Consider the following 12,992-nt stretch of genomic DNA (forward strand, 5'->3'; position numbering starts at 1 on the left):
AGGGTGTATGAGCGCACTTCGAGAAATCACGCTGGGCAACCTGCTGAAGGAAACCGCTGAGAAATATCCCGACACCGAGGCCGTGGTCTACGTGGACCGCGATTTCCGCCTGACCTACGCGGAGTTCGACGAACTGACCGACACCATCGCCAAGGGGCTGATGGGGCTCGGCGTGAAAAAGGGCGAGAAAGTGGCCGTATGGGCCAACAACGTGCCCTACTGGGTGGCGCTGCAGTTCGCCACGGCCAAGATCGGGGCGGTCCTGCTCACGGTCAACACCCACTACCGCTCCCATGAGTTGGAATACCTGCTCAAGCACTCCGAGACCGAGAACCTGTTCATCATCGGCCAGTACCGCGACCACGACTACCTGACCACTACCTACGAGCAGGTCCCGGAACTGCGCACCCAGGAGCGCGGCCAGCTCAGGACCGAGAAGTTCCCGCACCTGAAGCGGATATTCTACCTGGGCCACCAGAAGCACCGGGGCATGTACTCCATCCCCGAGCTCCAGGCCATGGCCGCCATGGTCACGGACGAGCAGTACGCCGAGCGCCAGGCCTCGCTCGACCCCCACGACGTGGTCAACATGCAGTACACCTCGGGCACCACCGGGTTCCCCAAGGGCGTGCAACTGACCCACTACAACATCGTCAACAACGGCTACTGGATCGGCGCGAACCAGAAGTTCGTGCCCGGCGACCGGCTCTGCCTGACCGTGCCCCTGTTCCACTGCTTCGGCTGCGTGCTCGGGGTCATGGCCTCGGTCAACCACGGGGTGACCATGGTCCTCCTGGAGGACTTCGTGCCTCTGGAAGTCATGGCCGCCATCGACCAGGAACGGTGTACCGCCGTGTACGGCGTGCCGACCATGTACATCGCCATCCTCGACCACCCGCTGTTCGAGCGCTTCGACTACTCATCCCTGCGCACCGGGATCATGGCCGGCTCGCCCTGTCCGGTGGAGGTCATGAAGCGGGTCATCGACAAGATGAACATGCGCGAGATCACCATCTGCTACGGGCTGACCGAATCCAGCCCGGTCATGAGCCAGACCGTGGTCGGCGACTCGCTCAGGCACATGACCGAGACCGTCGGCCGGGCCATGCCCGAGGTCGAGGTCCGGGTGGTCGACCCCGAGACGTACGAGGAGTGTCCTCCGGGCGTGGTCGGCGAGGTCTGCTGCCGGGGCTACCTGGTCATGAAGGGCTACTACAACAACGAGAAGGCCACCGAGGCCGCCATCGACAAGGACGGCTGGCTGCATTCGGGCGACCTGGGCGTCATGGACGAGGACGGCTACCTGACTATCACCGGCCGCCTCAAGGACATGATCATCCGGGGCGGCGAGAACATCTACCCGCGCGAGATCGAGGAGTTCCTGTACTCCATGGACGGGGTCCTGGACGTGCAGGTGGCGGGCGTGCCGAGCAAGAAGTTCGGCGAGGAATGCGGCGCCTTCGTCATCCGCAAGGGCGACGCGGACATCGAGGTCGAGGACATCATCGACTACTGCCGGGGCAAGATCGCGCGGTACAAGATTCCCAAGTACGTCACCTTCGTGGACACCTACCCCATGACCGCATCGGGCAAGATCCAGAAATACAAACTCCGCGACATGGCCGCCGAACTGTGGCCCGACGCGTAGGCGAATAGTGTAAAAGGCGGGGACGGCCTCCGGCAGGGAGGTCTCCCCCGAATCCCTTGCCGCCCGGTTCGGCAAGGGGTAGGCCATGTGGACGGCGTGCGCGGAACCCGTATAGGGGCCTTACCGTTCGCCGTCGCAATCCTTCGCCGCTTGGCTGCGGGGGACATGCCGTTTCGGCGGGCCCGGGGCAGGGTTCGGCCGCCGAACTCATTGTTTTTCCAGGAGGTATGGAATGGAACAGTACAAGGAGATCGCGCCCCGTCTGGTGGGCGTGCGTGAGGGCGTCGGCTGGACGCCCAAGGAGATGGCCGACCTGCTCGGGGTGTCCGAGGAAAAGGTTACGGCCTACGAAACCGGGACCGTGGAGATCCCGGTGGGCTACCTGCTCGATGTCTCCCGGCTGTGCCGGGTGGACCTGACCACGCTCATTTCCGGCCGCGAGCCGCACCTCAAGTCCTACTCGCTGGTGCGCAAGGACGAGGGCTTCGCCGTGGACCGGCGCAAGGACTACGACTACAAGTCGCTCGGCTACAAGTTCGCCGGGCGCGAGATGGAGCCGTTCCTGATCACGGTCCCGCCCAAGTCGGGCGAGGACATGACCGAGACCTCGCACCGGGGCCAGGAGTTCATCTACGTGCTCGAAGGCCGCCTTGAGGTGCGCCTGGGCGGCGAGCCGATCATCGTCGAGCCCGGCGATTCGCTCTACTTCAACTCGGAAACGGGCCACGCCCTGCGCGGCCTGGACGGCAAGTCCGTCCGTTTTCTCGACGTGATTCTATAGGGTCGGCCGGGAATTCCCCGACCCGCCCGGAAAAAGTTGACCGATTTTTGTTGCGGAAAAAATCACGAAAGCTGATCTGAATCACGGAGAAAAAACCATGTTTACCAAAGAAGAATACGCCGATTACAAGGATTTTTGCGAACGTTACACACCCGAATGCCCCGAGGACTTCAACTTCGCCTTCGACGTCCTGGACGCCAAGGACCCGAAGGCCCCGGCGCTGATTCACGTGGACGACGGCTACAACCGGCGCGATCTAAACTTCGGCTTCTTCCAGGAGTCCTCCTCCAGGCTGGCCAACGCGCTGGTGGCCAAGGGGGTGAAAAAGGGCGACCGTGTCATGGTCATCCTCTACCGGCGGCTGGAATACTGGGTGGTCATGCTCGCCCTGCACCGCATCGGCGCGGTGCCCATCCCGTCCCCGTCCCTGCTGACCAAGAAGGACATCCGCGAGCGCGTCAACTACGCGGGCATCTCGGCGCTGATCTGCGAGGACTCCATCGTGGAGCGGGTGGACAAGGCCCGGCCCGACTGTCCCGGCCTGAAGTTGCTCGTCCAGGTGGAAGGCAAGGCCGCAAACGGCTGGCTCGACTACGACGCGCTGCTCGCCTCGGGCGACCCGAGCTTCCCGCGCACCCCGGACTCCCCCGGCGGCGACGACCCCATGGTTATCTTCTTTTCCAGCGGCACCACCGGCCTGCCCAAAATGGTCCTGCACAACCACAAGTACGCCGCGTCCCACTACACCACCGGCGCGCTGTGGCACGACCTGGAAGACGGCGACGTGCACCTGACCGTGTCGGACACGGGCTGGGGCAAGTCGGTCTGGGGCAAGTTCTACGGCCAGTGGATGGCCGGGGCGATCATTTTCGTCTGGGACTTCCGGGGCAAGTTCCACCCCGGCGACCTGCTCCAGGTCATGGCCGACAACAAGATCACCACCTTCTGCGCGCCGCCGACCATCTACCGGTTCCTGGTGCGCGAGGACCTTTCCAAGTACGACCTGTCTTCCCTGCGCCACTGCACCACGGCGGGCGAGCTGCTCAACGACTCGGTCTTCCTCGCCTGGGAAAAGGCCGTGGGCATGCCCATCTTCGAAGGCTACGGCCAGACCGAGACCACCCTGCAGGTGGCCACCTTCAAGTTCATGGAGCCCAAGCCCGGTTCCATCGGGAAACCGGTGCCCGGCTGGAACATCGCGCTCATGGACGAGGAAGGCAACAAAGTGCCCCAGGGCGAGGAGGGCGAGATCTGCATCAGCATCGACTCGCCCGTGCTCGGCCTGTTCGACTCCTACATGGACGAGCCGGGCAAGACCGCCTGCGTCAAATGCGACGGCTGGTACCACACCGGCGACAAGGCCTGGGCCGACGAGGACGGCTATCTCTGGTTCATGGGCCGCACCGACGACCTGATCAAGTCCTCGGGCTACCGCATCGGACCGTTCGAGGTGGAGTCCGCCCTGGTGGCCCACGAGGCGGTCATCGAGGCCGCGGTCACCGGCCTGCCCGACGACGTGCGCGGCCAGTTGGTCAAGGCCACTGTGGTGCTCGCCCCGGGATACGAGGGCGACGAGAAGTTAACCAAGCAGCTCCAGGCCTTTGTCCGCGAGTTGACCGCGCCCTACAAGTACCCGCGCGTCATCGACTACGTGGACGAGCTGCCCAAGACCATCTCCGGCAAGATCAAACGCAAGGAAATCCGCGAAGCCGACCTCGCCAGACTGGCGAAGTAGGGGTTCCGGCGGCCGGGGGAGGGGAGGGAAACCTCTTTCCCCCGGCCTCTCCCTTCCCGCCCTTTGCCGAACCTCCCGGCAGCTTCCGCGAACGCCGGCCCGCGTCCGTCCCCGGTGTCTTGCCCGCCACCTATAACGATTGTGTTGTAAGATGGAGGCGTTGTGCTATGGTCCTCCTCAGTGGGGTGGTGCGGCCGTGTTCCGCGCCGGATCGTTCCATCCTGCTTTGATCCCCCCCCCGAGCGCGAGCGAGACATGGAGTCGATTCGGATGAGTGATGCTGTGAGCAAGGAAAAGTCCCTGGAAGAGGTCCACGGGTCCGTCCAGACCCGACACCCCAAATTGTGGAAACGCATTTTCGCCTTTGCCGGACCGGCGTACCTGGTCAGCGTCGGGTACATGGACCCCGGCAACTGGGCCACGGACCTCGAGGGCGGCTCCCGGTTCGGCTACGCCCTGATCTGGGTCGTGCTGATGTCCAACATGATGGCCGTGCTGCTCCAGACCCTGGCCGCCCGGCTCGGCATCGTCACCGGCAAGGACCTGGCCCAGGCCTGCCGGGCCGAATACTCCAAGGCCGCCTCGTTCGTCCTGTGGATTTTATGCGAAATAGCCATCGCGGCCTGCGACCTGGCCGAGCTGCTCGGGACCATCCTCGGCCTGAACCTGCTGTTCGGCCTGCCCCTGCTCTGGGGCGCGGCCGTGACCCTGCTCGACACCTTCCTGCTGCTGGCCATCCAGCGGCTGGGCATCCGCAAGATGGAGGCCTTCATCCTTTCCCTGATCACGGTCATCGCCGGAGGATTCGTGGTCAATCTCTTTCTCGCCAAGCCGGATTGGGGCGCGGCGGCGGCAGGGCTGGTGCCCAGCATACCGACCGGCTCGGTGTACATCATCCTGGGCATCATCGGGGCCACGGTCATGCCCCACAACCTGTACCTGCATTCGTCCCTGGTGCAGACGCGGAACGTCTCCCGGCTGGTGGACGCCAAGGCCCAGGCCTGCCGCTTCAACCTGCTCGACTCGACCATCGCCCTGAACGCGGCCTTTTTCGTCAACGCGGCCATACTGGTCCTCGCCGCCGCGGTCTTTTATCGGAACGGCATCGTGGTCACCGAGATCCAGCAGGCGGACCAGATGCTCGAACAACTGCTCGGTTCCCAGGTGGCCCCCATCGCCTTCGGCCTGGCCTTGCTGGCCGCAGGACAGAGTTCCACCCTGACCGGGACCCTGGCCGGCCAGATCGTCATGGAGGGGTTCGTCAAGATCCGGCTGCGTCCCCACGTCAGGCGGCTCATCACCCGGTGCATCGCGCTGCTCCCGGCCGTGGTGGTCATCGCCATCTTCGGCGACAGGGGGACCTACAGGCTGCTCATCCTCAGCCAGGTCATCCTCAGCCTGCAACTGCCGTTCGCCATCGTCCCGCTGGTCCACTTCACCAGCGACAAGCTGAAGATGGGCTCGTTCGTCAACCGGTGGTGGGCCAAGATCCTGGCCTGGGCGTCGTCGGCGATCATCATCGGATTGAACGGCAAGCTGGTGTACGACCAGATTGCCGAATGGGGCAGCGAGGGCACGCCGTTCATCGTCACGGCGCTGATCATCCTGATCGCGGCGGTGACCGGGCTCTTTCTCGTCTACCTGCTGGTCATGCCGCTCATACGCGGCGACAAGGGCTGGGCCGAGGAGGCGCCGGGCGGAGCGGGCGCAATCATCGGGAAGATCGAGACGAAAAAGACGCGGCACATCGTCGCGGCGCTCGGGCGGGACTCGGGCGATGCGCCGATCATCAACCGGGCGCTTTCCCTGGCCAAGCAGGAGGGGGCCATGCTGACCCTGGTCCACGTGGTCGATACGGCGCTGGCGCACGTCTACGACAACAGCGAGGACGGCGGGCAGAACGTCTACGACGAACACACCCGCGAGGACGAACAGTACCTGTCGGAGATCGTGGATGAGATCTGCACCACCGGCGTGGCCGTGGAGATGGCGCTGCTGTTCGGCAACCCGTCCCGCGAGCTGATCCGCTTCGCCGCCGCCCACAACGTGGACATGCTGGTCATGGGGTCCCACGGCCACCGGCTGCTGGGCGACCTGCTCTGGGGCGAGACCGTGGAGCCGGTCCGCCACAAGGTCGACATACCGATCCTGGTCGTCTAGGCGCAGAAAAAGCGGCCCCGAAAACCGGGTCCGCTTTTCTCTTTCCATGGCAGGGGCGGCGGTCCGTCCCGCGTTCCGGGGACGCCCTACTGTTTGGTTCCCTTTTCCTCGGCCTCGGCGGCCTCGGCTTCGGCCACGCCCTCCTCGGTGAGCAGGGTGGCGTAGGCATCCTTGAAGATCAGCTTGGTGGCCAGTTCATCGGCCTTCTCGCCGAGCTCCATGAGCCGTTCGAGGAAGTCGAGGATGAGCAGGCGGCGTTCCTCCTCGCCGTTTTCGAACTCGAATTTGCAGTCGCCGGAGTCGAAATAGTGGGCCACGCGTTCCAGATAGTCGATGTCGAGCATGGGAGAGCCTCCGTCGGTCGAGCCTAATCGTGATGATAGGGCATGTTTTTATGAATGGTCCCGGCGCGGTAGAGCTGTTCGAGGAGCAGGAGCCGGGCCAGCTCGTGGGGCAGGGTCATGTCGCTCAAACGGATGGTATGGCGGGCGGCGGCCTTGACCTCGTCCGACAGCCCGAACGGCCCGCCGATGACGAAGACCGGGCGCTGGTTGGGCGCGTCGGTCCAGGCCTTGAGTTGGTCGGCAAGCCGGCGGCTGGTCAGCCGTTCGCCGAACTCGTCCAGGAGGATGAGCACGTCGCCGGGCCTGACCTTGGCCAGGATGCGTTCACCCTCCACCTTGTTCTTGTCCGCCGGGGGGAGCTTGCCGGGCGCGTCCTTGATGACCGTCTCCTCCAGCTGGAAGAAGCGCGACAGCTTTTTCCAGTACAGGGCGCACCCGTCCCGCGAAAAGGACTCCTTGAGCTTGCCCACCCAGAGGAAACCGATCTTGCTCATCTAGACGCTCTCAAGGCTGGCGGTCACGGTCTCGCCGTCGAAATCGATGCGCACGAACCCGCCGCCCGCAAGCATGCCGGGGTTGATGACCGGGGTCTCGCCGATGCGGTCGACCCCCGCGGCCTCGTGGATGTGGCCGGTCACGGCCAGGACGGGCTGGACCCTTTCCAGAAAGGCGCGCACGCCGGGGCTGCCCACGTGTTGGCCGTTGCCGAGCCGGTCCAGCGCGGTGTCGGCGGGCGGCTCGTGGATGACGCAGATGAGCCGGTCGAACCCGTCCGCCTGGGCATGGGTCCGGTCCAGCCATTGGGCCAGGGTCGATTCCGGGACCTCGCCGGGCGTGCCGAACGGGGTGGGAGTGGACAACCCCACGCCCATGAGCCCGAGGCCCGGAGCCAGCTCGCGCACGCGCAGATGGATGTCCATGTCCTGCTCGCGGATGTAGGCGGTCACACCGTCCGAGTCCATGTTGCCGGGCTGGGCCAGGATGCGCGGATTGTACCGGGCCACGGCATCGAGCACGCGTTTGCCCGCCTCGCGGCCGCCCCGGTTGGTCAGGTCCCCGGTGACGATCACCCCGTCCGCTTCGGCCAGGCCGGGTACGGACCCGAGCAGGCCGGTCGATTCGTGTATGTCGCCGAAAGCTATCCAATACATGCGCTACCTCGCATCGATTTGCAGAGAACCTAGCGGGGAGACCCGGCCGAGTCAACGTCCGAAGCGAGTCGGGATGCCGTCGCCGGCACGGTGCGCGAGGATGATCGGCGGCTCTGCCGAGCTGCTGCCCGAAGGGCCTCCGGCCCCTACTTGGCGCAGCCCCCGGGGCTGGTCTTGAGGGCCAGTTCGGCCAGCTCGGCCAGGCGCTGGTCCACCTTGCGGTACAGGGTGCCGAGCGGGTACTGCCCGTTCTTGCCGCGCGTGCCGCACTTCAGCCCGGTCAGGATGAACAGGGCTTCCTCGATGGACTTGACCGGGAAGATGTGGAATTTGCCCTCGTCCACGGCCCGGACCACTTCGTCCTTGAGCATCAGGTTGACCACGTTGTCCGCGGGCAGGATCACGCCCTGGCGGCCGGTCAGCTTGCGCCTGCGGCAGACCTCGAAGAACCCTTCGATCTTGCGGTTGACTCCGCCCACGGCCATGACCGCGCCACTCTGCGAGACCGCGCCCGTCATGGCGTAGGACAGGTTGATGGGCGTGTCGGACAGGGCCGAGAGCAGGGAGGCCAGCTCCGCGCCCGAGGCCGAGTCGCCCTCGATGCCCGCGTACGACTGCTCGAAGCAGAGCGACCCGGTCAGCACGATGGGCTTGTTTTGGGCGAACAGGCGGACCAGGTAGGACTTGATGATCATCATCCCCTTGGTGTGGATGGGGCCGCCCAACTGGGCCTCGCGCTCCAGGTCGAGGATGCCGCCGTGGCCCACGCCCACGGTGCAGGAAATTTGATGCGGCAGGCCGAACTCGTAGTCGCCGAACAGGGTCACGGACAGCCCGTTGGCCCGGCCCGTGCCGAATCCGTCCGTATCCACCTTGATGACCTGGCGGTCGTAGTCGGCCATGAACTCCTCTTCATAGAGGTTCACGCGGTAGTCCTTGGCCCAGACCGCCTCGCTCATGGCCGTCTGGTCCACGTTCTCCTTGCCCGCCATGCGCGCCAAAGCCGAGGCCTCGATCATGCGCTCGCGGATCAGCGGGATGTACAGGGAGAGCCGCTTCTGGTCTTCCACCAGCCGGGAGGCGAAGTCGATGAGCCCGGCCATGGCCTCGCGGGTCAGGGGCAGGACCCCGGCCTCGCGCGCGGTCTGGCCGATGATCGAGACGTAGTTGCGGATGTTCGCCGCCGTGCGCATGGCCGCGTGTTGCAGATGCGCTTTGAGCTTGAAATACTTGGCGAACCGGTCGTCGTTGTAGAGCAGGATCTCGTAGTGTTCGTCCGTGCCGATGAGGACCACCTTGAGGTCCAGGTCGATAGGCTCGGGCTGGATGGTCCGGGCGCGGACCTGCTCCGGGTCCACCGGGTCCTCGATGCGCGACTGGCCGGACCTGAGGGCCCGCAACAGCCCTTCCCAGGAGCTCGGGTTGGACAGCAGATCCTCCACGTTCAGGATCAGGAACCCCCCGTTGGCCTGATGCAGGGAGCCCGCCTTGATCAGGGTGAAGTCCGTGTACAGCGCGCCCATCTCGGCCTCGCGCTCGATGGAGCCGAGCAGGTTGAACGGGGTGGGGTGGTCCTCGACCACCACGGGCGCGCCCTTGGTCTTGCCGTTGTCCACGAACAGGTTGACCTCGAACCGGGTGAAGAAGTCCTCGCCCGACGGCATGCCCTCGGGCAGGAGCCCGGCCAAGGAAGTATCGCGCGGCAAGAACTGGTCCACGTTGTCCACCACCTCGTCCACCACGGCCTCGAAATAGGCGGGCAACCCCTCGATGTCCTTGAACTTGTCGGAGACCTGGGTGAAACAGTCCTCCATGACCGTCTTGGCGGTCTCCCGCTGCAGCGCGCTCTCGGAGTCGCGCATCTCCATCTCGTTCTGGTTGATCTGGCGCAGGATGGAGCTGACTCCGGCCAGCAGCTCTTCGCCCTTGGCCTTGAGCTTTTTGCGATGGGCGGGCTTGAGCTTGTCGAAATCCTTGTCCGAGACCACCTCGCCGTCCACGATGGGCGACAGGGTCAGCACGCCCTCGTCGTCCAGCGACAGGGAGAAGTTCTCCTTCTCGGCCGTGTCGTCCATCTCGTTGAACAGTTCCTCGCGCTTGGCGTTGAACTTCTTGACGATGCGCTCGTGCTTCTTCTGGAAGGTGTCCTTCTCGAACCGGGCCGGGATCTCCTGGCGGATGTGGGCCATGGCCTTGTTCTGGGCCAGCTTGAATTTGCGCCCCTTCCCGGCGGGCAGGGACACGGCGATGGGTTTGTCGCTGTCCTCGAAATTGTACAGGTAGACCCAGTCCGCCGGGGGCGTGGCCTTGGCCGCTGCGGGCTGCAGGAACGACTTCACGAAATAGGTGCGGCCCATGTTCGGCTCGCCCGCCACATACAGGTTGTGCTCGTTGCCCCTGATCTCAAGCGCCAGCGACAAGGCGTGGATCGCCCTGGGCTGCAATTTGGAATAGACGTTTCGCGCCGGGACATCGGCGCTGGTGGCGTAGGGAATGGTGGCCGGGTCCATGGCCGCCCGCAGCTTGGAGCCGGGCAGGCTTTTGGGAAGGGTCGTTTTGGTCATCGGTACTCGTTCAGGTTGATTTTGCGCGGCGTTCACACCGTATCCCGTTTCTAAGCCCTTTCCCCACGCTTGTCACCATCCGCGTGGCGGGGGGGCCTCCGGCAGCCAAGGGAAGGAGAGAGGGAACCCTTTGAGAGAAGGGTTCCCTCTCTCCTTCCCTTGGACTCCATCCCCTCTCGCTCTCCTAAACTTTTTGGGTGCCTTCGGCAGGGGCAGGCGGGCCGAAGAACAAGGGCGGCTCCGTGGAGCCGCCCTTGTGGGTGCGCGATGCGTCGGATCAGAGGCCGGTGCCTTGGAACAAGGCCTTTTGCAACCCCATGGACCATTGGCCCTTGGGGAAGCCCTGGCCCACGGCGTAGTGGTCCAGGGAGCGTTTGGTCTGGGGGCCGAAGTTCTTGTCGATGGGCCCCTTGTAGATGCCCAGCTCCTTGAGGCGTTTCTGGATCAGCTCCACGTCGTCCGGGAAGACCGGGTTGAGGAAGGCCAGGCCGCGTTCCAGGGGGCCCTGGGCGGGCGCGGACGCGACCGGTGCCGGTGCCGGGGCTGGCCGGGGAGCGGGTTGCGCGCTGGGAATGGCCTGGGGCGCGGGCCGGGCGGGCGCCGGAGCGTAGGCCGGAGCGGGAGCGGGTGCCGGAGCGGGTGCCGGCGGCGGTGCATAGGCAGGGGCCTGGGCCGGAGCACGGGCCGGAGCCGGGGCAGGGGCGGGAGCGGGGGCCGGAGCACGGGCCGGGGCCGGAGCCGGGGCGTAGCTGGCCGTCTTGGGCGCGGAGTCCCAGCGGGCGATCTGCACCCGTTTGCCCGCGCCGTCGCCGGGGGCGGAATAGTAGTTGATGGAGAACCGTTCGGCAAAGGCGGCGGGCGGGAACCGGGTGGCGAACATGTGCACGGGCATGCCCTGGAAGTTCATGTACCGTTCCTGGCTCTTGGCCTCGCCGTCGGTTGTCGCGCGGTTCGTCCGGCGGTCCGTGACCACTGCCTCGAATTGGGCGTTCGGCGGCAGCTTGCCGCGCAGGAAGCTCATGACCATGTAGCTGTCCGCCGTCCCACCCCCCGCGGCCGGGTCTTGGGCGTGCCGCACGGCCAGATCGTGCAGGGCGTTCCAGTCGGTGAAGACCTCGTAGGGGATGGTCCTGAAGGTCTCCATGGGCACGAGGTAGACCTCCACCTGGGCAGCGGCCGCGGGTGCTGCCCGGCACAGGAGCAGAGCCAGGGCCAAGACGATGAATTTGATACGCATCATGCCGTCCTTGTTGCAGGAAGTTGCTGTCATGCCGCCTCCGCCTGCGCCGTCCCCGCCGCCGGAGGGAAGGGCGGCGGGGTGCGGCGGGCGGGGCAAGGGCCGTGGCGGCCCGTCCCGTTATTGGCCGGTGCCCTTGAACAGGGCCTTTTGCACGCCCAGGCTCCACTGGCCCGTGGGCAGGCCGTGTTGCTGGTTGAAGGTGTCGAGCGCCTTGCGGGTCAGGGGCCCGAAGTCGCTGTCGATCTTGTAGTTGTACAAGCCGAGCTCGTGCAGCCGGACCTGGATGATCGCCACGTCCTCAGGGAAGACCGGGTTGAGGAACCGGGCGCCCGAGGCCAGGGGGCCTTCGCCGGGCTGCGCCGAGGCGGCCGGAGCGTATCCGCTCGCCGGAGCCGTCTGGGCGGCCGGTGCCGGGGCGTAGGGTTTCTTGACGTTGAGGAACTCGCCGACCACGACCTCGGGCAGATAGGAGTTGGCCTCCTGCTTGTAAGTCACGCCCACGTAGAACTTGAAGCGCGAGGAGCCGGGCGCGAACTTGCCGCCCGCCACCAGGATGCGCCAGCCCGAATCATTGATGGAGATACCCTCGGCGAGCTTCTTGCCCGCGCCGTAGGGCCGGTCCGTGATGGTCATGGCCAGGGAGGCCTCCTGGTAGATGCGGTCCTTGCAGAAGGTCAGGATGTAGTATTCGCCGGTCAGCCCGACCCTGCTTTCGCCCTCGCCGTAGGTCATGGGCTCGGCGTTCTCGATGGCGAAGAGGTAGTAGTCCATGTAGCTGGTCAGGTTTGAGGCCGCCGCCTTGAAGGTCTTCTCGGGAATGAAGTAGGTCTCCACCCTGGGGAAGTCGGACGGGATGCCCGCGACCACGGATTTGGTGATGTTGATGTTGTTTGGGGTGACCACGTATTGGGTGCAGAAGTAGACACCTGCGCGTCGGTTGATCACGTCCTTGAACAGGATCACGCCTTCAAGCATGGCCTGGACCCTGTCCGGTCCGAGCTCGGCGGTGATGTAGCCGGTCACGCCGACGTTCTTGACGTCGAAGCCGTCGTAGTTGAAGTCGAGCTCGCCCACGGAGTGCTGGCCGTTGGGATCCAGCGTGACGTTCTCCACGCTGATGCGGCCGCCGCGCAGCCGTTCGATGAGGGCGGCGGTCACGAGCTTGATGTCGTCGAGTTTCTGTGCGGGCGCGGCCGGGATGACCTGGGGCGCTGGCACTTCCCTGGGCGGCGGCGGATTCAGGGCGGCGGACTGCGGCGTGGGCATGTTGCAGCCAGCCACGGCCACGGCTGCGGCGCACAACAGCGGGAGGAGGTAAAAAGCGTATTTGCGCATGGGTGTGTTTCCCCTTTGTTGCTGGTTGGGTTTC

At 65.4% G+C, this 12,992-nt stretch carries 10 protein-coding genes; 4 read left to right on the plus strand and 6 right to left on the minus strand.

Translation table 11 applies throughout. From position 1 onward, the window contains the following. The first annotated feature begins 7 nt into the window (after positions 1-7). From V8V93_RS04915 to V8V93_RS04930, 4 genes are all read left to right on the plus strand, one after another. Positions 8-1,648 (plus strand): AMP-binding protein, encoded by a 1,641-nt coding sequence (locus V8V93_RS04915; protein ID WP_338669248.1) that lies wholly within the window; start codon positions 8-10, stop codon positions 1,646-1,648. Between the two features lie 232 nt (positions 1,649-1,880). Then, positions 1,881-2,429 carry a helix-turn-helix domain-containing protein gene (locus tag V8V93_RS04920; RefSeq protein WP_338669249.1) on the plus strand — a complete coding sequence of 183 codons (549 nt, stop codon included), beginning with the start codon at positions 1,881-1,883 and terminating at the stop codon, positions 2,427-2,429. 97 nt (positions 2,430-2,526) lie between these two features. Then, a complete protein-coding gene (locus tag V8V93_RS04925) occupies positions 2,527-4,164 on the plus strand; it encodes an AMP-binding protein (RefSeq protein WP_338669250.1) in 1,638 nt (545 codons plus the stop codon). Positions 4,165-4,434: 270 nt separating this feature from the next. Continuing rightward, complete coding sequence (locus tag V8V93_RS04930) at positions 4,435-6,324, plus strand: Nramp family divalent metal transporter (protein ID WP_338669251.1); 1,890 nt, start codon at positions 4,435-4,437, stop codon at positions 6,322-6,324. A gap of 86 nt (positions 6,325-6,410) precedes the next feature. Here the strand turns inward: V8V93_RS04930 and V8V93_RS04935 are convergent, their stop codons facing one another. From V8V93_RS04935 to V8V93_RS04960, 6 genes are all read right to left on the minus strand, one after another. Beyond that, positions 6,411-6,668: a hypothetical protein gene (locus V8V93_RS04935; RefSeq protein WP_338669252.1), complete on the minus strand. Its 258-nt coding sequence runs from the start codon at positions 6,666-6,668 to the stop codon at positions 6,411-6,413. A 23-nt stretch (positions 6,669-6,691) separates the two neighbouring features. Further along, a complete protein-coding gene (locus V8V93_RS04940) occupies positions 6,692-7,162 on the minus strand; it encodes a 23S rRNA (pseudouridine(1915)-N(3))-methyltransferase RlmH (protein WP_338669253.1) in 471 nt (156 codons plus the stop codon). Continuing rightward, positions 7,163-7,819, minus strand: a complete 657-nt coding sequence (locus V8V93_RS04945; RefSeq protein WP_338669254.1) for a metallophosphoesterase family protein — start codon at positions 7,817-7,819, stop codon at positions 7,163-7,165. Between the two features lie 146 nt (positions 7,820-7,965). Beyond that, positions 7,966-10,383, minus strand: coding sequence for a Lon protease family protein (locus tag V8V93_RS04950; RefSeq protein ID WP_338669255.1), 2,418 nt, complete (start codon positions 10,381-10,383; stop codon positions 7,966-7,968). Positions 10,384-10,660: 277 nt separating this feature from the next. After that, on the minus strand, positions 10,661-11,653 hold the full coding sequence (locus V8V93_RS04955; RefSeq protein WP_338669256.1) for a peptidoglycan-binding domain-containing protein: 993 nt from the start codon (positions 11,651-11,653) through the stop codon (positions 10,661-10,663). 87 nt (positions 11,654-11,740) lie between these two features. Next, a complete protein-coding gene (locus tag V8V93_RS04960; protein ID WP_338669257.1) occupies positions 11,741-12,958 on the minus strand; it encodes a peptidoglycan-binding domain-containing protein in 1,218 nt (405 codons plus the stop codon). Positions 12,959-12,992 lie beyond the last annotated feature (34 nt).

It is taken from the genome of Pseudodesulfovibrio sp. 5S69, from assembly GCF_037094465.1.
GTDB lineage: Bacteria > Desulfobacterota > Desulfovibrionia > Desulfovibrionales > Desulfovibrionaceae > Pseudodesulfovibrio > Pseudodesulfovibrio methanolicus.